This is a genomic window from Desulfatiglans sp. (assembly GCA_012513605.1).
Classification (GTDB): domain Bacteria; phylum Desulfobacterota; class DSM-4660; order Desulfatiglandales; family HGW-15; genus JAAZBV01.
The window spans coordinates 1-20396 of record JAAZBV010000002.1 but is presented as its reverse complement, the minus strand read 5'-3'; the positions used below and the strand labels follow the sequence as shown (position 1 = coordinate 20396).

The 20396-nt window shown below is 41.8% G+C and carries 16 protein-coding genes; 5 read left to right on the top strand and 11 right to left on the bottom strand.

What is annotated here, in order from left to right:
* Positions 1-69 precede the first annotated feature (69 nt).
* The 3 genes from asnB to GX654_00235 all read right to left on the bottom strand — a co-directional run bounded on the left by asnB (position 70) and on the right by GX654_00235 (position 4680).
* A complete protein-coding gene (gene asnB / locus GX654_00245; protein NLD35281.1) occupies positions 70-1689 on the bottom strand; it encodes an asparagine synthase B in 1620 nt (539 codons plus the stop codon).
* A gap of 221 nt (positions 1690-1910) precedes the next feature.
* Positions 1911-2408: a MarR family transcriptional regulator gene (locus GX654_00240; GenBank protein NLD35280.1), complete on the bottom strand. Its 498-nt coding sequence runs from the start codon at positions 2406-2408 to the stop codon at positions 1911-1913.
* 139 nt (positions 2409-2547) lie between these two features.
* Positions 2548-4680, bottom strand: coding sequence for an AsmA family protein (locus GX654_00235; GenBank protein NLD35279.1), 2133 nt, complete (start codon positions 4678-4680; stop codon positions 2548-2550).
* 318 nt (positions 4681-4998) lie between these two features.
* Here GX654_00235 and GX654_00230 point away from each other — a divergent pair, with 318 nt between their 5' ends.
* The 3 genes from GX654_00230 to GX654_00220 are packed head-to-tail and all read left to right on the top strand — an operon-like array spanning position 4999 to position 11381.
* On the top strand, positions 4999-7416 hold the full coding sequence (locus GX654_00230) for a hypothetical protein (protein ID NLD35278.1): 2418 nt from the start codon (positions 4999-5001) through the stop codon (positions 7414-7416).
* Positions 7416-8366 carry a glycyl-radical enzyme activating protein gene (locus tag GX654_00225; protein NLD35277.1) on the top strand — a complete coding sequence of 317 codons (951 nt, stop codon included), beginning with the start codon at positions 7416-7418 and terminating at the stop codon, positions 8364-8366. Before GX654_00230 ends, GX654_00225 begins: the two co-directional genes overlap by 1 nt.
* Positions 8367-8387: 21 nt before the next feature.
* Complete coding sequence (locus GX654_00220) at positions 8388-11381, top strand: DUF748 domain-containing protein (GenBank protein NLD35276.1); 2994 nt, start codon at positions 8388-8390, stop codon at positions 11379-11381.
* Here the strand turns inward: GX654_00220 and GX654_00215 are convergent, their stop codons facing one another.
* The 6 genes from GX654_00215 to GX654_00190 form a co-directional block, all read right to left on the bottom strand.
* A complete protein-coding gene (locus tag GX654_00215) occupies positions 11382-12743 on the bottom strand; it encodes a PQQ-binding-like beta-propeller repeat protein (protein NLD35275.1) in 1362 nt (453 codons plus the stop codon). It abuts the gene before it with no gap.
* Between the two features lie 2 nt (positions 12744-12745).
* Entirely contained in the window at positions 12746-13165 is a 420-nt protein-coding gene (locus tag GX654_00210) for a putative toxin-antitoxin system toxin component, PIN family (protein ID NLD35274.1), read from the bottom strand.
* The gene (locus GX654_00205; GenBank protein ID NLD35273.1) at positions 13162-13389 is read right to left on the bottom strand and encodes an AbrB/MazE/SpoVT family DNA-binding domain-containing protein; all 228 of its coding nucleotides are present in this window, start codon (positions 13387-13389) and stop codon (positions 13162-13164) included. The genes GX654_00210 and GX654_00205 overlap by 4 nt, the downstream gene beginning before the upstream one ends.
* Before the next feature lie 84 nt (positions 13390-13473).
* The gene (locus GX654_00200) at positions 13474-14184 is read right to left on the bottom strand and encodes an RNA pseudouridine synthase (protein ID NLD35272.1); all 711 of its coding nucleotides are present in this window, start codon (positions 14182-14184) and stop codon (positions 13474-13476) included.
* Complete coding sequence (locus GX654_00195; protein ID NLD35271.1) at positions 14181-16058, bottom strand: U32 family peptidase; 1878 nt, start codon at positions 16056-16058, stop codon at positions 14181-14183. The genes GX654_00200 and GX654_00195 overlap by 4 nt, the downstream gene beginning before the upstream one ends.
* 131 nt (positions 16059-16189) lie before the next feature.
* On the bottom strand, positions 16190-17323 hold the full coding sequence (locus GX654_00190) for a substrate-binding domain-containing protein (protein NLD35270.1): 1134 nt from the start codon (positions 17321-17323) through the stop codon (positions 16190-16192).
* 264 nt (positions 17324-17587) lie between these two features.
* On the opposite strand from GX654_00190, the gene GX654_00185 reads away from it, so the two are divergent.
* A complete protein-coding gene (locus GX654_00185) occupies positions 17588-18577 on the top strand; it encodes a hypothetical protein (GenBank protein ID NLD35269.1) in 990 nt (329 codons plus the stop codon).
* A gap of 148 nt (positions 18578-18725) precedes the next feature.
* A complete protein-coding gene (locus tag GX654_00180; protein ID NLD35268.1) occupies positions 18726-19013 on the top strand; it encodes a zinc-ribbon domain-containing protein in 288 nt (95 codons plus the stop codon).
* A gap of 316 nt (positions 19014-19329) precedes the next feature.
* On the opposite strand, the gene GX654_00175 is transcribed toward GX654_00180, so the two are convergent.
* Together GX654_00175 and GX654_00170 are read right to left on the bottom strand one after the other, a co-directional pair.
* Positions 19330-19533 carry a hypothetical protein gene (locus tag GX654_00175; protein NLD35267.1) on the bottom strand — a complete coding sequence of 68 codons (204 nt, stop codon included), beginning with the start codon at positions 19531-19533 and terminating at the stop codon, positions 19330-19332.
* 379 nt (positions 19534-19912) lie between these two features.
* Positions 19913-20230, bottom strand: coding sequence for a nucleotidyltransferase family protein (locus GX654_00170; protein ID NLD35266.1), 318 nt, complete (start codon positions 20228-20230; stop codon positions 19913-19915).
* Positions 20231-20396: the final 166 nt, after the last annotated feature.

The window sequence follows — 20396 nt, the reverse complement described above, 5'->3', positions numbered from 1 at the left end:
TTTATTTTTTCTCCTTTGAAATTTTCTTTTCATCATTTAAAAATATTATCAGAAAGGAATATCTAAAATTTATGAGGAAACTCTATCCATTTCTGAATTATTTTCATCATGATTATGTTTCAGTTCTCCATCAACAGTGCCTCTTACCTCTTCGCGTTCCTCGGAAAAATCAAACCCTGACCATATACCTATTGAACCAAGTATGGAATTCTGAGGATGGAATTCCCTGAATATCTTATAATAAAAGGCCGCCTCTCTACTGTTTATTACTGCATTGGGATTTTCAGCTTTTATCTTTTGATAATCTTCTTCACTTACCTGTTCATGGGCAAGCCTTTCTCCCAGACTCTCACAACCCGCCCCCTGGGTGTATTGAACCTTGTACCTCCACAGTATTTCCTCAGGAAGATAGCCTGTACCCTCAAATGCCTTTCTTAAAATCCATTTCTCAATTTTATCATTATTATGCACTCTTATTTTTAATTCAGGAGGGATTTTCATAGAGAGTGCAATCATCTCTTTATCCAGAAACGGTACCCTGAGTTCCAGGCTGAAAAGCATTCCCATCCTGTCCGTCCTTTGCAGGTTAATATTATGAAGATTGTTTATACAGCGACGTGCCTCCATATTAAGTTTATTAACAGGAAAGTGCTTCATATAATGATAACCTGTGAATAGCTCATCAGCGCCCTCTCCTGTTAAAACAACAGTTACATAATCAGCAGCCAGTTTGCATGTGAAATAACATGGAACAGCGCAGCGGACCAGTGAAGGATCATAGGTTTCAAGCTTTTCAATTACCTTCGGCAGAGCATTATAATAATCGTTTTTTGTAAACAATAGCTCATGGTGATTTGATCCAATATAATCCGCAGCAATTCTCGATGCCTTGATGTCATCACTGAATTCACCATTATCGTATTCCATACCTACTACGAAGGTATGTAGATGATGTATTTCATTGGCAGCGATTGCAGCTATAAGACTGCTGTCAAGCCCGCCGCTGCAAAATGCCCCCACATGTATGTCAGGGTCAGATAATAACCGTTTTTTGACTGCCCTGATAAAGGTGTCACGGATAAGGCTGCTTGCCTCCTCAATGTCTGTCAGCATCTGGTCTTCTATTTCAGGGGTTCTATAGAATTCTATAAAACCTTCCTTGGGTGTATAATAATGACCGGCCGGAAATTCGTGCACTTCATCAAGCCCTGCAAGAGACATAGCCCCGAGTTCGGAAGCAAAATAAAGATTATCCTCTTTATATCCGTAATATAGAGGTTTAATACCGATCGGATCCCTTGCCATCATAAAATTATCATCATCAAAAATGGCAAAGGCAAACATGCCGTCCAATTCCTTTACGCAATCCGGGCCTTTTTCTTTATAAAGGTGTAAGATTACTTCCGAATCGGAATCAGTCCGGAATGAATATCTATTTGAGAGGTTTTTTTTTAGTTTTCTAAAATTATAGATTTCACCATTACAGATGATCCCATCCCTGCCGCCATTAGAGAGTATTGGCTGATGTCCACCTGCAACATCGACAATAGAAAGGCGGGTATGGCCGAACACACTTTCACCACTGATATAAATACCCCTGTCATCAGGCCCCCGATGGCCCAGGGCATCAAGCATAAGGTTGACTGTTTTAAAATCTTTCCGGCCTATACATCCTGCTATACCACACACTTTATCACCTTTTTAAAAAAATCATAATTTCACTCTGTGAAGGCTTAATCTGAAAAAACAAACATGGTCTTTTATTGTAGTTCAAATTATACCTACAAATATTATTTCAACTAGAATTATATTAATACAAGTGAAATGTCAAGACAATGAAGGGTTAATCAAGATAACCAGTTAATTTATAAGGATTAATCAGGATAGGGAGTGTGGATCAATATGACAGTTTAAGTGACCTCAAGATCCTGAACATCCAGCATATCTGTAAGTTTTTGCAAAGAATCAGATATATTTTTTATGTCATTTTCGGATAATTTGCTTAGACCATCAAACAGTTTATACTGTATTGGGGGAGGTGCATTTTTGGCAAGAACTTCGCCGTTTTTTGTAAGTTCAACGGTAATAATACGGCGATCTTTGGAAATTCTCATCCTTTTTAAAAGACCTTTTTCTTCCAACCTGTCAATAATACCCGTTATTGTGCTTGAATTGATCATCATCAATCTTGCGATATGGGATGGAGGTAATGATCCATTTTCGTTAAGGGTGAGAAGACAATTGAGCTGTGCAGAACTAATGTTATATACCTTATTTAACTCTTTTGTGTATAGTTCTCCTGCCTGCATCAGCCTGCGAATTGAATAAATAATATCTTTTGTATATTTAAAATGAAAGTCCGACTGTGCAGTTAATGTTATATTTTTTTTTGATTTTATCATAACCATTCCTTAAGCTTACCGGATGTGAATTTTAATTTTGAATTCAGAATAAAGCACAAATTTTTTTTCGTCAATTCATAAAAAGGCATTGTAAGGTTATAAGACCCATTTTTCGGATGTCCTTACAATGCCAGGATTTATAATATTACCTCCCAAACAGGTTCTTTAACGCCTTCTTAGGGTCTTTAACCGCATCCTCTATCAGTTTTTCAGTGGTAACAGGCTCTGCTGGTTGTGTCTCTTCACTTGCTGCGGCCTCCAACGCTGCCTCTTTCCCAACAACCTGTTTCACACCAGTCCTGGCTGCTTCAAGGGCTAAGGCGCATATATCCACATCCGATGATGCTGTCTCAGGAGATGACTTTTTTAAAAGGCCTTTAAGCCCGTCCTTACCTATTACCTTCCCTATCGAGAGTGCTGCCTTCCCTTTATCAATAACCAGTGATGGATTTAAAAGGGTGCCTCCAAGCTTAAAGGGCTGGGCTATTTCACCCAGATTAAGGTTATACCCGGCAACGCTTTTTTTTGCTGTTGGTATCAGAGATATCCCCATCACCTCTGTCTTCAGGTTGATATTCCCCTCGCCTTCCACGCTAATCAGCTCTGTATCAACAGTAAGAACAGTTCCATCTGCTATTCCGTCACGGGCATCAAACCTGGTTACCAGGCATTTTATGGCAGTATAATCCTTTGATTCAGCCCCAGGATTAAGCAGCCTCATAACACCCTTACTGAAATCACTCCCAAGCATATTTACATATTTGTTGCTTACTACCCCATGACTTACTGCAACAGTTGAATAGCCGTTCAGCCCACCCATGATCGCAGCAATGGAAGTCCCCCTGCCCTTGATATCTACATCAGCATCTACAAGACCCTCAACCTTATCCTTGAGGCCCATATTTTCAAGCACCCCGGCAAGCTCCAGCCCTTTTACATTTATTACAGCAGAAAGGTCAGTATCATTGGTCTTTGAGGCAAGATCCAGATTGACACCTATATTGCCTCCACCCATATTCATCTTTAAAGGCTTTAAAGAAAGGCTACCATTATTCATTGTGGAGTCAACAGAAAGGGCGTTTAGCACCATTTCAGATAAAACAAGTTTGTCTATATTGATTTTGAATTTACCATTTACTGCCTTTAATGAATCAAGGTTAAGGGGTTCATCTGAAAAGAGCCTTTCCGTATTTTCATCAGTCTTTACCGATGGTTCAGCCGGTTTATCCGGCGCCTTGTCCTTATTCATAAAAGAGTTCAAATCAAGCTCCTTTGATGAGAGAACAGCATCAATATAGGGGACTTTGCCGGAAAGGTTCATCCCTAATGAGCCATTGATCTGGTTCTTGCCAAGGGTGATCTTTAAACCGCTCAGGTTATAATTTTTTGATGCCCTGTCAGTTATATTACCAGAGATGCCGAATGCATCCTTTAAAGGTATCTCCGTTTCCGCAAGCTTTGATAATCCTGACCAGTCATCTATCTTCACATTAAAATCTATATTGATCCCCTTCTGCTCAGCAGGGTTTTTTATTGAGCCCTTAATGCCAGCTACTGCGCCAAAGGCATTTATAGAGAGGTCTAAAGGCCACTGGGTCTCCGGGTCATTTAGCCCTTTTATGCTCCCTAATGTGCCTGATACCTTAAATGACTCATTATTATATTTACCACTAAGATCAATGGTTAATGGGTTTTCAAAACCTTTGATGCCTGTCGTTAGATTAGTGATGGTCAGGTTTTGAGTCTTACCTGTTTTTCCGTCTCTGTAGGTGATAACGCCATTTTTTATTTCGAGTTCATTCACTGCAAATGCAGGCGGAGCTGCCCCGACGTCAGATTCAGTATCGGGCTTTTTCTCCTCTGTTTTGGCCTTTTTATCTGTATCAAACTGATAGTTACCCTTACCCGTTTTGTCTGTTTCTATTAATACATCAAAATCCTTGAGAATAAAGCGGTGCACCTCTACGTTTCCTTTTAAAAGGGGCATCAAGGAGACCTTTAACTCAAACCTGCCCACATTAACCATATCTTTTCTGGTGCCCCACTCCGCATTCTGGAACCTTACATCTGATAATACCAGGGAGGGGGTAAGCCCTATACCAAGATTAATATCGCTACCTATAACAAGCTCCCTGCCGGTTGCATCATGAACGGCCTTTGATATAACAGGTTTAAGATTATTGAAGTCATAACTGGAAATAATAACTATTACCGCTATTATGACCAAAAGGATAATCCCGCCAATAACTCCCAGAGTCCATTTTAATGGGCGTGCCATTGCACTCCTCCTTTTTTGAATGAAACATGATGGATAAGAAAAATAATATGATGAGGTATAATAATAAAAAACACAGCAAAAATAAAGTGTCTTAGTAATATCTTTTTAAAATGGAGGTTCAGTTTATCTTACTTGCCTAAAATGCCGATTATGTATAGATGGAATTATAAATATTCTGTGTTGCATACAGAACAGGTTTAAGAATTAATATTGATGGATAAAAGCCTGAATCATAACTTGACGAGACAATCTCAATGACTTAAGTTATTATTTAATTAATGGCTTTAATTAATAGGGTTTACCAGGTTTGGAGGATTTATGTACACATTAAGCCCAATAACACCACGCGTGGCAAAGATACGTGAAAAATACCGCTCTACAAGGCCCAGGATATGTATAGCGCGTTATAAGATAGTAACCGATTTTTATATGGAAAACCCTCAGCTTCAGGGTATTCTAAAAAGGGCAAAGAACTTTAAAAACCTCTGTGAAAAACTCCCGGTTCATATTAATAAAGACGAGGTTATTGTAGGGTGGCAGGGGACCTCTTACAGGTGCTGCGCCCTTTATCCTGAGATATCCTTCAGTTGGTTTCTTGATGAATTAAAGGCTGGCACCATTCCCTTAAGGGATACAGACCCCTATGATATAGATGAAAAGGATGCGGAATATGTGCTCGCTACTGGTGAGTTCTGGCGCAAGGAGTGCCTGAGCGCAAAGGTTGATGAATATATACCTGATGGTTATAAAAAGGCGGTTGGTAACGGGGTCTCAACCTTTGGCATAAAGGGGGTTTGCCAGTCACCTGTAGGCCATTTTGTGGCAAACTTTGAAAAGGCCATAAACAAAGGCTTTGGGGCCATCAGAAAAGAGGCCCAGGAAAAGATGGATGCGCTTGAAGGGGTGATGTTTGGCGACAGTGTTTATAAATATAATTTCTACCGCGCCATAACAATAGTATGCGACGGGATCATTACCTTTTCAAAGAGATATGCAAAGGAGTGCGAAAGGCTTGCTGTCATAGAAACCAGTCCAGAAAGGAAAAAAGAGCTAATAAGAATGGCAGAGAGCCTCAACTGGATAATGGAAAACCCATGCCGCACATTTCATGATGCGATCCAGTGCATATACCTCTATCAGATATGTCTCTGCCTTGACGGGCAACAGCATGGCATTTCATTCGGGCGTTTAGATCAGTACCTTGGGAAATTCTATGATGCGGACATCAAGGCAAAAAGGATCACACACGATGAGGCACAGGAGCTGCTTGATCTCTTTTATCTCAAGGTAGCAGAGATGAACAAGATATGGCCTGCGCTTGCAACCAGGTCAAGCCCCGGTTATACGAGCGGACAGCTCATGACACTGGGTGGCGTTACACGGGATGGCAAGGATGCCACAAATACCGTTACATACATGATGCTTCAATCGGCCGGAAGGCTTATACTCCATGACCCGCCACAGTCTTTGCGAATACACAAGGGAACCCCTGATGCCCTGTGGGAGGCCGCGATTGAGACTACACAGATTGCAGGCGGAGTGCCTACCTTTGAAAGTGATGACATTATAATCCCTGCTTTAATGGCAAGGGGACTGCCCATAGAGAGCGCACGAAACTACTGCCTGATAGGATGTGTTGAACCGCAGAGTTGCGGAGATGAATGGGCAGCACCTGGCGGAACAGGTACAGAGTCCTTTTTCAACCTGCTTAATGCATTCATCCTGGCAATCAATAATGGTTATAACCCCATGCCCGGTTTTGACGGCAGTATGAGCGGCCAGACAGGTTTACCCACAGGATATCTCTATGAGATGAAGAGTTTTGATGAGGTGCTGGATGCAGTTAAAAGGCAGATAGAATACTTTGCAAAATGGCACATAAGTCTCATAAACACCTTTGAATATGTTGCTTCAGAGCATATGCCACTTCCAGTTGTCTCCGCAACAATAGACGGGTGCATGGAAAAGGGTAAGGATGTAATGAAGGGGGGTGCAAAATACAACTCCACAGGCAATGCCGGCATTGCCATAGGCAATATAACAGACAGCCTTGCGGCAGTAAAATACATGGTCTTTGATAAAAAGCTCATAGGCGCGAAGGAGCTTTATGATGCCATCATGACAAACTGGGAAGGAAAGGAAGATTTAAGACAGCGGATATTAAAAGAGTCGCCCCATTATGGCAATGGCAACGAGTATGCGGATCAGTTTGCCACATGGGCATCTGATATATATGCAAATGCCATTAACTCGGGCACAGGATACAGGGGCAGGTATTCAGCAGGGCTCTACCCGGTAACAGCACACATCCTCTTTGGCTTGATGACTTCCGCCTCTCCTGATGGAAGAAAAAGGGGTGAGCCCTTAAGTGACGGCATATCACCTGTTCAGCAGCTTGATAAGAACGGGCCCACAGCAACTGTAAGATCGGTCTCTGCCATTGATCAGAAGAAATTCGGGAACGGCACACTATTAAACCTGCGCTTTCACCCCACAGCAGTAAGAAATGAACAGGGTAAGGAAAAGCTCAAGGCGCTTATTAAAACCTACTTCGGCCTTGGCGGCATGGAGATGCAGTTTAACATTGTTAGCGCTGATGTATTGAGAAAGGCACAGGAGCGGCCTCATGATTACAGGGACCTTGTGGTGCGCATTGCCGGATTCAGCGCCTATTTTGTAGAGCTGTATAAGGAGAGCCAGGAAGATATAATAAAGAGAACGGAGTTCAATTTCTAGTGGCTATCACCGGCAAGGTATATGACATACAGGGCTTTTCAGTACAGGATGGCCCTGGCATACGCACAACTGTGTTTTTAAAGGGTTGCCCCCTGCGCTGCCCCTGGTGTCACAGCCCTGAATCACAGGAGTTTTATACACAACTGAGCTGGATCTCCATGCGGTGCATTGGCATTGATAAATGCGGGAAATGCTTATCTGCCTGCCCCAAAGGCGCCATAACCCCGGGCACAGTCATACAGCACATGGTAACAAAAGAGGATATAAGGCTTATTGATATAGATAGAAATTTATGTGACAACTGTGGCGCATGCGCTAATGTCTGTTACCCTGACGCACTCTATATGTGCGGTACAGATTATACAGTTGAAGAGCTTACAGAAAAGCTTGTAAGGGATAAGCCCTTTTATGATCAGTCCGGCGGAGGTGTCACCATATCTGGCGGTGAGGCGCTTTCACAGCCTGAATTCACAGTGGCGCTCCTTAAGTCATTAAAAGAAAAGGGAATCCACACTGCACTTGACACAACAGGTTTTTCCAGTACAAAAAATATTGATGCGGTACTGCCATACACTGACCTCTTTCTTTATGACCTTAAGCATATGAGAAGTGACCAGCATAAGCAGGTAATAGGCGTACCAAACGAGATAATCATTGAAAATGCAAAAAGGATTGCAGATGCAGGCGGGAAGATTCAGGTAAGGATACCTGTGGTACCAAGGTTCAATGACTCAGAGGAAAACATACGCGAGACTGGGGAGTTCTGCAAGTCACTTGGTGATGCAGTAACAGTTATACAGTTGTTGCCCTACCATAACCTGGGGGTTATGAAACACCAGAGGATCAGTAATAATAAAAAGGTGGCTCAGGCACCTGTCCCTTCTGACGAAAAGATCCAGTCATTAAAAAATATCCTGGAGGAGATGGGGCTTAAAGTAACAGTTCATTAATAATTACACAGAGGGATCGCCATGAGTACAATAAAAACCCGGTTAAAGCTTATCAAGTGGTATCAATGGGTATTAGCTTCATGTCTGTTTTTATATCTTGTTTACCTCTCCCTCTCCTGGTTTTACCTGCCCGGTAAACTTAAAAAGACACTGGAGACCGATGTCTCAACCCTGATAGGTAGAGAGATAACCGCAGGCGATATCCGTTTCAATCCTTTCAAGCTATCCTTAAAAATAGAGAATTTCTCAGTCTCCGATTCAAATGACGGAGCTCTTGCAGCATGGGATAATCTGCTTGTTGATTTTGGTTTATGGAAGTCTGTTTTTTTATTTGGAATAGCCTTTGACGAACTGTCTCTGGATAACTCACGTATTAATATAGTTAAACTCAAAACAGGTTTCAATTTCAGCAATATAATTGAAAAGCTGTCATCATCTGGTTCTGGCAAAGAGAAAGAAGTAAAAAAAGGTAAAAGACCAATTGCAATTAAATTGTTTAACACATCCATCAATAAAGGATCATTCAAATATATTGATAAAAGCACTGCTGACCCTGCGACAGCAAACCTTAATGATATATCCATCCAGGTGAAAGAATTATATTTTGCCACAGGTGACGAGCATCTGAATCCATTTACCATAAATGCAAAAGATCAGGAAGGAGGAGAGCTGCTGCTTAAGGGCGATTACAGGATAGATCCTCTGTATATGGAAGGAAGTATAGGTGCAAAGGATATTAATCTGGCCGGCCTGAGCAAATTTCTTGAAAATATCCTTCCCCTTAAAATAGGGAGAGGAACGCTTTCATTTGATACAAATATCCATATTAAAAATGATACTGATTTCATTTTTAAAATAGATAAAGGGAACCTTGCAATAAAGGATCTTGGCATTAATGACCCTTATCCTGACCCAACCATGCTGAGCGCAGGGGATATTGGCATTCAAAATTTCACTGTTGATATTACAGGGCATAAGGTAATGGTTGAAGAGGTGCTTCTGGACAGGCTGGCTTTAAATCAGTGGATTGATAAAGAGGGAAAGGCAAGGTATGAGGCACTGATTCCTCCCGATAAACCGGAGAACACAGGACAGGAAAAGGTCTCCATTGATACAAAAAAAGAGGTTATACCATGGGATATATTGGTGAAACAGCTCTCCCTTAAAAACAGCACCATTGATTTTGAAGACCAGAACGAAAAAATAAACACAAAACATACGCTCTCAGGGATCAATCTGGATTTAAAGGATATATCCCTTGCCCCTGAAAGCAGGATTTCAATTAATCTTGATGCCATCCTTAACAATAATGGGGAGATAAATATTGATGGCCTTTTAAGCCCGTCACCCTTTTCAATGGAGCTGAAATATAAGCTTGATAAATTCCTCCTTAACCCCTTCACAAAATATCTTGAAGCAATCACATGGCTCACGATAGCGGATGGAAACCTTTTTGCAGATGGAAATGTGTCAGTTAAAAATGACGGAAAGACCTCAATCAATGCAGCCGCCAGCATGGGCGTGGACAACTTAAAGATCAGGGATCTGCGTTCAAATAATCCTCTCTTCAGTTTTAACAGATTAATGCTTGATGATATAAAAGCAGAGGTTGATAAAAGAAAAATTACAGTTGCATCAATCAGCCTTGTAAAGCCAGACCTTGCTGTCAGTCTCTCTGATAAAAAGGTCATTAACCTTGCAGGCATGGTAAAAGAGAAGGAGCAAATAGAGAGTGATGAGCCCTCAAATGCTAAACCAGTCGAATCAGAGCCGTGGGAGTTTGCAATAAATAAAGTCAGTTTGAGTAATGGCACTGTTCTATTTTCAGATAAAAGTGTTAAACCAGAATACAAGACAGGCATGTATAATATGGCCCTGAGCATAGATCAAATAGGTTCACAGGCAACAGACCCATCACCATTTTCATTCAAGGCTGAAATAGATAAATACGCCCCTTTTACTGTCACAGGCACTCTTGATCCAATAAGCCGTCAACCCGGGTTCGCATTTAAAAGCACACTCAAAGGACTGGAGATGACACACCTCTCACCCTATTCTGGTGTCTATATAGGCAACTATCTTAAAAGCGGAAAACTCTCTCTTGACCTTGATTATGCGCTTCATGACCGTAAATTAAAGGGCGACAACAACATAAACGCAAAAAATCTCTATCTGGGTGAAAAGCTTGCTGTTGAGCCCGTTGTTAATGCGCCTGTGGGTCTTGGACTTGCCCTCCTGCGTGACATATCCGGTGTGATTGATCTTGATGTAAATGTATCTGGAGACCTTGATGACCCTGGCTTCAGTGTTGCAGGCATTATAATAAAGACCCTAGTAAATATAATAGTAAAGGCGGCTGCATCTCCTTTTACACTCCTCGGCTCCCTGATACCGGGCGGAGGCGATGACATGGGGGAGATTTTATTTGAACCGGGCAGTTCTCTCTTGAATCAGGCAGGTAAAGATAACCTCAATAAACTTGCTGATGCGCTCAATCAAAGGCCTCAGCTCTCTCTTTCCATAAAGGGCAATGCCTCAAGGTCTGAGGATGTTGCCGCGCTTAAGAGGGGTCAACTCAAACAGATGATTGCTAACAAGCGGGCCATTGAAGTATCAGCGCTAGAAGATGAGTTGAAATCGCAGGAGTTATGGGAGATCGCAGAAAATCGTGCCGCACTGGAGGCAATAAATAATGAGATGGGCCTGTCAGGTGTTAAAGAAAGATTGGAAAAGAGCACCACGGCGGAGGGAGCTGAAAAGGTACAGGAACGCGCACAGGGATCAGAGACACAGGTTAATGATAATACGGTTTATAAAGAGATCCATGATGATATTTTAAAGGCACTGACGATCAGTGATGATAAATTGATATCCATTGCTGAAGAAAGGGCGCTTGCGATCAAACAGTATCTAGTTGATGAGGTTAAACTGAGTCACGAAAGGGTATCGGTAATCAAGACCAGTGGCAGTGATCTGACCGGGACCATTATCAGCATGGGGATTGATGCCATGTAGTTATGATACTAACTTTATATCAAGGCATATCAACCCCTGTTTGAATCTCAGGTATAACCTGCCGTTAGCCAGTATGGGTTTTGTCCATGTTGCCCCGCTCACCTTGCCCCATATCTTTGGCAGTTCCGCAACCTTTACAAATTTTTCAGGATCAGGCCTCATAAGATACAGGCTGCCCTTGACATCTTTACATAAAAGGTAATCCTCAACGGCAATACATGTCCCCCACCCCATCTCTTTTGTGCTCCATTTTTCTGCACCGGTCTCAAGCTCAAGGCACTTGAAATGGCCCTTGTTCTGCATACTGTCACCAGAATAACCATATATATGGTCACCGATAATGAATGGGTCTGAATGGTGTGATGCAAATTCTTTATTTTTCCACACCACCTCTGCACCTGATCTAGTAACTCTTAAGAGTTCACAGCCGGTTTTATAACCGGAGGTGATGAATACAAGATTGTCTTTTATAACCGGTGTGGTGGCATTAACATCATATGATGTCTGCCATTCAATGTCCCACAGTACCTTTCCATCATTAATGGTAATTGCAGCAAGCCCCTTTCCATGAAATGAAAGAACCACCGGTTCACCATCAATCTCCATCATGGTAATTGCAGCATACCCTGCCAGACCCTGCCCGGCCTTCCATATTATATCCCCTGTCATCTTGTTATATGCTATTGTTCGGGCGGCTCCTCCACCGCTAACTATCACAAGGGAAGCGGTTACAAGCGGGGATGATGAAAGCCCCCATGTGGGCTCCTCACCACCTGCATCATGTACATTTTTATGCCAGATTTTTTCACCGTTTAAAAGATTCCAGCAGGCAAGATCGCCACCCCTGCCATAGGTATACACACGGTCATCATCAATCCAGGGGGTTGCCCTGAAACCCATACCATATTCATTCGATGTTTCAGCCTGGTATGATTGTTTCCAAATAAGTCCACCATCTTCCGGGTTAAGACAGTATACAACGTCATTTTTGCCATCACGTCCGCAGACTACAAGCCTGTTACCCTGCACAATCGGCGCAGACCATGTTGCGCTGTCCTCCCCATCACACAGGTAATCTATCTCCCAGACCTTCCTTAATCCGTTTGACCAGTCTGTTTTTATACCTGAAACATAGCTCCTGTTATCACCACTGATATTGCGCCAACTGATCCAGTCTGCCTCTCCTTTTGTAATCGGCTGAACAGGTGAAGTTGCAATGTCACGAACCACCTCTGTATGGGGTTGAACCTTTCTATTTCCAAGCATGATTCCTATTGTGTCCCAGTACATGACTACGAGTACAATAACAGCCAAAATAATGATACCAGCAATTGCCAGCAAAATTTTCATAAATTTCTTCATCTCTATTTCCCTCTTTCATTACTTATAAATTTTAAAAAATCGTTTATGGTTAAAACAGTTACTGGCGGTTCTTTCATACTTAATAAATGATTATCTCCTGAAATAATTGCATACGCGTCTCCTTCAACAGCACACCAAATAAAAAAATCATCCTGCGGGTCATTCTTAATAAAGGGCTTTCCTTTCCGGACAGTAACAGGTTGAAACCAAGGCAAAATCTCAACTGTAATAAGATATTCTATTTCTACATTAGTGAGTTTAAATTTAGGATAGGCAAGAACCTTTAAATATTCATCCATAATTTCTTTTGAGCATAAGGGCAGTATATATTTCTCTTTCCAGAGTGTGACAAGTTTACCTGGTGTCCCATCAAAAAGAAGGGCTGAAACAAGGACATTTGTATCGATAACAACCTTTATCATTTCTTCCTGGCCCAGATTACCGCTTCTTCTACAGTTTTTTCTGAGATACCAAGCTGCTTCATTTTTGATCTGATCCCGTCAATGTCTGTATCATAAACCTTGACAGGTTTAAGTATGACATTTCCTTCACTATAACTCACATCAAAATACTGTACACCCGGAAGACTTGATATAACATCCTTGGGTATAGTGATCTGGTTTTTTGCCGTAAGCTTTGTAAGCATTTCCTACCTCCTTACTTTCCATTTTTAAGGAAATGATATATCACTAGGCAGCTAAAATCAATAGGTTAACATTTATTATTATTTTTAAGATTTAACAGTATAAATATTCAACCTTCGAAAAAGTCTGTTAAATTCTTCAGGTACACCTGTGTCAAAGCTCATTGGCTTACGGGTGAACGGGTGATTAAACATAATAGAACGGGCATGGAGGGCCAGCCTCTTTGATACAGTCTCATCCGGCCCGTATTTTTTATCACCAACCACAGGATGGCCCATTTCTGAAAAATGTACGCGAATCTGATGTTTACGGCCTGTAATAAGATTAACATCAACCATGGTGAATCCTTTTATCTCTTCAATGACCTTATAAGCGGTATGAGAAAGTTTACCTTTTAAAGAGTCTTTAGTCGAATAAACCCTTAGAGCCCTGTTTTCGATAAGATATGAAGATATGGTGCCTTCTTTCTCCTTCAGATTACCATGAAGGATAACCAGGTAGTGCTTTTCAGTCTTATCCCAGTTATCCTGCAGGGACATCTTCACCTGTTCGCTTTTTGCAAAAACAAGTATGCCTGATGTCTCCCTGTCAAGACGATGCACCACATATACCCTGTTTGAGGATTTTGAGTTACCTTTCCTGACATAATCGTTGAGGGTAAAGTGGGCTGTTTTTTGCTTTTCCCGGTCAGTGCCAATGGTTAAAAGCCCGACAGGTTTATTTACAACAATGATATCCCTGTCCTCATAAAGGATTGATAAGCCACCCGCAGGCTGATGTCGTCTTGATTGTGTCATCTCTTGTCACTCTCGCCCGATGCTGCGAATACCTCACCTTCAACAATAATCATCATCCGGCAATTCATGCAGTCAAATTCAAGCCGGTAGGTATGCTGCCTGTCGCTTATCCGCAATGGCTCAACCAGTCCTTTTCTCTTACCCTCTTTTGATTTGAGGCAGGCATCAAGTTCATACCTTAAACAGTACTTTGTGGTCATAACTACCCTGCCTGTCTTATAATTTTTTCTGATCTCATCATCCGACTCAAGGGCCATCTCTGTTACTTTTACCCCGTGACGCTCATAAAATGCCATTGCCCTTGTATTGAGGATATTGGCCCTGTAGTCAAGTTCCTTTTCAGGGGATGATACATCCTTTGGAACGACCTCTTCACCTTTGCTTATAAAGTGTTCAAAACGAGCAATGGTTAATTTTTCAATGACCCTCCGCCTGATATCATTAATAATACTCAGGGGCATAAAACCAGGCTGGCCAGGACTGATAGATATTGATTTAACCCTGTAAGGGGTACCCTTTGTCTTTATAAGCTGGGCCTCAATAGTGGAACGGGCACGTTCCGTTTTTTGTGCTGGCTCAAATGGAAAGGCCTCACTGGTCTCAACAGTTATACCATCCTCGTCTACCACCTTTAGCCTTATGCCTGTTTCATCCTGTTTAAAATCCATGTCAACCGCTATTGTTCTGCATTGAGTTGAACCTTTTAAGGTACGGGTAAAATCAATATCCAGATTCCTGTAGGTTGCAGTACCCTCAGTAATATCGGCCATGCTGTTTGGAAAAACCCTCTCCCCTTCAACCCTGTCTACCCTGCATCCGGTCAGATCATGGTCACTGGTGAAAAAGCAGAGGCCGTCTCCATTTATAAGGTCATGACCTTTTATATTAAAACAATCCCTTTCACACTTATCCACTGTGCCTATAAACTCACCCATGGATTTTGGTGAATCAGGGGTTCCCATCTTTTCACGTACACCATCAATAAAATAATCTGTAAACCCACGGTTAAAACTTTTAAAAGGATCAGGTTTAAAGCCAAAGGCGCATGTGCCGCTGCTGGCCATACAATATTCTGGATTTTGGGCAATAAACTCATCAATATTCTCTCTGTACAGGGCCGTGATATTCTTTACATACTCTATCTCTTTGTACCTGCCCTCTATCTTGAATGAGGTTACACCTGCGGCAACAAGATCACCTATTGCCTTTACACGATTCATGTCTTTAAGGGAGAGCAGGTATTTATCCCTGATAACCATTTTGTTATTACCATCAGTGAGGGTATACTGGTGGCGGCATGGCTGTGCGCATACACCGCGATTTCCGCTTCGCCCGAATGCATACTGGCTCATGTAACACTGGCCGCTGTATGACACACAGAGAGCGCCATGAACAAATACCTCCAGCTCTACCTTTGTGCTGTCTCTGATTGCCCTGATCTCATTTAATGAAAGCTCCCTTGCAAGTATCACCCTTTTGAAACCTACCTCTTCAAGAAATTTCACCTTTTCAAACGTGGTATTGTGCATCTGGGTACTTGCGATCAGTGGAACAGGCGGAAGATCAAGTTCAAGCAGCCCCACATCCTGAATGATCAGGCCGTCAATACCTGCTTCATAGAGTGACCCAATCAGTGCCAAAGCCTGCTCTATCTCAGCATCTGTCAGGATTGTATTCAGTGCAACATAGACCTTTGCATTAAACAGTTGGGCATGCTGAACCAGCCCGGTAATATCATCAATGCTGTTACCTGCCTGTGCCCTAGCGCTGAATTTTGGTGCACCGATATAAACCGCATCAGCGCCGTGGTCAATGGCTGCCTTACCTATTTCAGCGGTACCGGCAGGCGCAAGCAGTTCAAGGGCTTTTTTCACTTATGTGATTCCTTATGACTATCTTCTGTTACCTTATTTATAAAGGTGTTTAAATGTTTTTTACTTCATCTATCCAGGTATATTCAATAACTATCATGTTAGGGCTGCCGCTGATTATTTCAGAATATTTCTTAAGCACCACATGATTTTCTTATAATAAGAGCAGGGTTAACCAGTATATCACGTGGGGGAAGCATGGGATTTTCTATACGTTCAAGCATCACCTGCATGGCAATGGTTCCTATATCCGTGCATGGCTGGTGAATGGTGGTAAGGGCTGGGCTCAGCAACTCCGCATACCTCACATCATCAAAGCCTGCCACTCGGATTTTTTGCGGTACAGCATAATCAAGCGCATCAAGCGTTTTCATCAGGTTTGCGGCGGTAAGGTCATTTGCACACACAATTGCTGTTGCACCATCCTTGATAACACCCTTAATAAAATTATGATCTGCAGGATCACCGCTGTGAACCCATTCGTTTGAGGGTATTACTCCGCTGTTGATAAGCGCCTCACGATATCCAGATATACGCAGGCTCACAGTAGGCGCAGAGCCTGGTCTTGCAAGAAAGTCGATCCTTTTGCATCCCAGACTGATAAGGTGATTTGTAATAAGAAACCCTGCAAGACGATTATCAATACCCACCAAGTCAAGGCCGCTCCTTTGTGGAAAAGGCACTATATCACGGTCAAGCAGAACAATGGGTATGCCTGCCGATTTCATGGAGGATATGACAGACCGGTTAATCCGATCTTTATCTTCACTCAATTCCAAGGGAGCAAAGAATACACCCGCAACCGACTGTCTTATATAGCTTTCACATACCTGTTCAATCAGCAAAGGATCAGGGTTACCCTGTTTTTCACCAAAATCGCCCCATAGAAGTGTATGATGATTTTTCTGTGCAAGACGCGCAATCTGGCCACAGATAGGTTCAAATATCTCAGTGGTGCCAAGGCCGGGTATCAATAGTCCGAAACGCCATGATCTAACCTGCTCATGAGTTTTGTGTACATAGGTGCCTGATCCGACCTTCCGCTCAACAAGCCCCATATTCTGCAGGTCATGCAACGCACGGGCGACAGTAGGGCGCGATGCCCCGAACTGAATTACCAGTTCTGCCTCTGATGGAAGGCGGTCACCCTCTTTGAGCCTCCCGGACTCAATATCGGCCAGCACATATTCAAAAACCTGACGATGCTTGGTCTTGCGGGATTCTGCATCCGCATTTCTTCCGGCTTGTTTATTATGGCTTTCAGTCATCTCCGCTCCTATAGAGAGGCTGATACTACATATTCAATGAAGAAATTGTCAATACAACTTTTCGATTTTGGGTCAGGAAAAGTGAAAATTAAACCTGAAAGTCTGCTGAAATATTTATCTCTTTGATTTCAATACATAATCAGTAAATATATGTAGCTCATATCATGATGATAAATCAGAGATTATATTGAATTGTATAGTACTTTCTATTGACAATAAGTTGTCATTTATAGCAAATATGATTTTACATTAGCGAGTATTGGAATGAAATCAGTTGTATCAGAAAAAGATCATATAACCTTCATAGGTATCGGCGAAGTCCTCTATGATCTATTTGAGGACAAAACAGAGACTCTGGGTGGAGCTCCTTTTAATTTTGCCTTTCATGCACATCAGCTTGCCAGCCAGATGGGTATTGGCAAGGGGTATATTGTGAGTTCAATAGGTACTGACACAAGAGGCAACAGGATCATTGACACACTTAATAAAAAGAAGATATCGACTGCTTATATAGAAAAGGATCATCAACATAAGACAGGTCTTGTTTCTGTTTTTATGCGAAACAGTGAACCAGGATACCAGATAGAGGCTGACACTGCATGGGATTATATCCCAAACAGCCCGGGGCTAAGAGAACTTGCAGAACGGTGTTCGGCAGTATGTTTTGGAAGCCTGGCACAGAGAAATGAGACATCCCGCAATACCATCAGGCATTTTCTTGGGTTTCTTCCACAACATGCAATATGTCTTTATGATATAAATCTCAGGCAAAACACCCTTACAGGAGAAAAATGTTATTCACCTGAAATAATTGAGTACAGTTGTAATGCAGCAACAATCATAAAGGCAAATAATGGGGAACTGAATATAATGCTGGATATACTGGGTTTAACCTGTACATCAGATAACTCCCCTGAAGGGATAAAACATAGAATGGGGATGCTGCTTGCACGGTTTAAAGCGCAGGTGGTTATTGTAACACGCGGTGATCAGGGCACCCTTGTACTAAAACGGGATGGAGAATTTGTCATAACACGGTCAGGAAAGGTTAAAGGTGAAGCTCATCCTGTAGGAGCAGGTGACGCATGCTCTGCCGGAATCCTGTTCGGCTTCACCCTTGGCTGGGATATTAAAGCAACCATGGAACTGGCAAACCGCATGGGGGCAGATGTTGCATCGCATCATTCAGCAACCCCGCCACTTTCGCAGGAAACACTGGATTTTACAAGAAGTCAGCTACTTAATAAACCGTAGGGGCGAAAAATTTTTCGCCCCTACTTTTTCTCGTTACCCACAGTCCGTGCGGACCAGATAAAAAATCCAATTGAATATTCTAAAAAATAGTATTAGAATTTTAATAAATTAAATTTCAATAAATTCTCCATTTTCTGAGGAGGATGCCATGATTAACAAAATAAATAATTATAATCACATCGATGTCATGCATCCTCAGGGCCTTCTGAAAAAAGCAAATCAAACAAAAAATAACAGCACCATTAATAACCACGCCATTTATGATAAAGTTACGATAACAGGAAAAGCCAAGGAAAAAGTAACCTATAGCAGACCAAAAGCCGCAGCGCCTGTCTTTGAATCTCAAATCGGTGTAATAAGTACCTGCACTCAATGCGGCACCTCAATAAAATCTCTTGCCGCTTTCTGCCCTCACTGCGGAACAAAAATAACATAATAATATACTTAATTGTGAATGAAGGTGTTATCTTGTTCCCAAGATCGTAGGAACCAGATAAACCGTAGGGGCGAAAAATTTTTCGCCCCTACTTTTTCAAGCTCCCCGCGTTCTTCATGAGAACCGGATAAAGCACTTTTAAGTAAGGCCCTTCTTATCTCTGAAACTTATTCAGGATTAAAAGTCCTAAAGTATTTTTCGGCGATATTTAGTAATTTTGTATCAGATGTTACAAATACATCAACAGGGAAAAGATTGTGCGCCGTGATAGCCACAGCTAACTGAAGGGACTCAAGGTAGAGGTTCTACAGGTTCATTATCTCTCTCTTTCAGCAATAATATCATCTGAGAGATTGCCTTTAATTCCTTTTGTTAATTTACGGCTCTTTGAAAAAGACATGGAGGGTAAATCGACCTTTGGTATTAAAACAATTTTAACCTTTGTATTTTCCTTTAATGGGATCTTATTTAATATGATCCGACCGTTTTTAATAGATGATTCAGCAATAAACTGTGTCATGTTGCTCTCCTAATTAAATGAACAACATTATCTATGATACTATTATAAATAATTAAATATTAAAATATTTTTGTTTTAACTGGTACAAATTCCCAGCTTCACAGATCACGGTAATACTATAAATACCGGCCTAAGAAATCTTGTTCTCCACGGTCACCGTGGGAACATCTTATCTGACGCTCCGCGTCCTTCTGCCGCACAGCACACACATCAACCAATCTTTTTCTGGTATTGGACTATGATGGTTGTAGGGGTTATTGGACTTTATTGAGCAGATTATTAAGTTTTACTCGGAGATCAGGCAGCTTGTTTATCGTAATTTATATCTGAAACCCTGCTCATGATGTAATCGATTTCGTCAAGCATATGTCTGATATACTCAAGCGACGATAGGGACAAGCTCTACCTCCTTTAAAATATGGGGACCTATGTGCGGACTGAGACCTTCCGGTGTAACGACATCTATTTTTCGGCCTAAAATATCTTCGAGGAGGAAAGAAACGTCCATAAAATTATCAAAGGTATGTTTTTCAGGCGCAAATTCTATGAGGATATCGATATCGCTCAATGTAGTCTGCTCGCCTCGTACAAATGACCTAAGAAGCCCGATATTTGTAACGCCATAAAAAGCAAACTGCTCCTGCTGTTCTATAATACGTTTAATCAGCTCTTCTTTATTGGTTACCTTGATTTTCATGTTCTAACCTCATCCACATCGTGTACACTGCTAAAATACAATCAGTAATTTCCGGTTAAGATGTTGCATAGCACGAGTCCTGGTAAAAGGGGCGGTCTTTTCTTCGTCGATGCTTCCTCCGTTGATGACTTCGTTCAGCTTCTCTTGATTCATTGACAATCTTTAT

Bases quoted from the DNA above. Each gene is read 5' to 3' on its own strand.
- GX654_00220 (NLD35276.1), top strand. From the start codon at position 8,388: ATGAGTACAATAAAAACCCGGTTAAAGCTTATCAAGTGGTATCAATGG.
- GX654_00205 (NLD35273.1), bottom strand. From the start codon at position 13,389: ATGCTTACAAAGCTTACGGCAAAAAACCAGATCACTATACCCAAGGAT.
- GX654_00190 (NLD35270.1), bottom strand. From the start codon at position 17,323: ATGACTGAAAGCCATAATAAACAAGCCGGAAGAAATGCGGATGCAGAA.
- GX654_00235 (NLD35279.1), bottom strand. From the start codon at position 4,680: ATGGCACGCCCATTAAAATGGACTCTGGGAGTTATTGGCGGGATTATC.
- GX654_00215 (NLD35275.1), bottom strand. From the start codon at position 12,743: ATGAAGAAATTTATGAAAATTTTGCTGGCAATTGCTGGTATCATTATT.
- GX654_00200 (NLD35272.1), bottom strand. From the start codon at position 14,184: ATGACACAATCAAGACGACATCAGCCTGCGGGTGGCTTATCAATCCTT.
- GX654_00170 (NLD35266.1), bottom strand. From the start codon at position 20,230: ATGAAAATCAAGGTAACCAATAAAGAAGAGCTGATTAAACGTATTATA.
- GX654_00185 (NLD35269.1), top strand. From the start codon at position 17,588: ATGAAATCAGTTGTATCAGAAAAAGATCATATAACCTTCATAGGTATC.
- GX654_00180 (NLD35268.1), top strand. From the start codon at position 18,726: ATGATTAACAAAATAAATAATTATAATCACATCGATGTCATGCATCCT.
- GX654_00175 (NLD35267.1), bottom strand. From the start codon at position 19,533: ATGACACAGTTTATTGCTGAATCATCTATTAAAAACGGTCGGATCATA.
- GX654_00230 (NLD35278.1), top strand. From the start codon at position 4,999: ATGTACACATTAAGCCCAATAACACCACGCGTGGCAAAGATACGTGAA.
- GX654_00210 (NLD35274.1), bottom strand. From the start codon at position 13,165: ATGATAAAGGTTGTTATCGATACAAATGTCCTTGTTTCAGCCCTTCTT.
- GX654_00240 (NLD35280.1), bottom strand. From the start codon at position 2,408: ATGGTTATGATAAAATCAAAAAAAAATATAACATTAACTGCACAGTCG.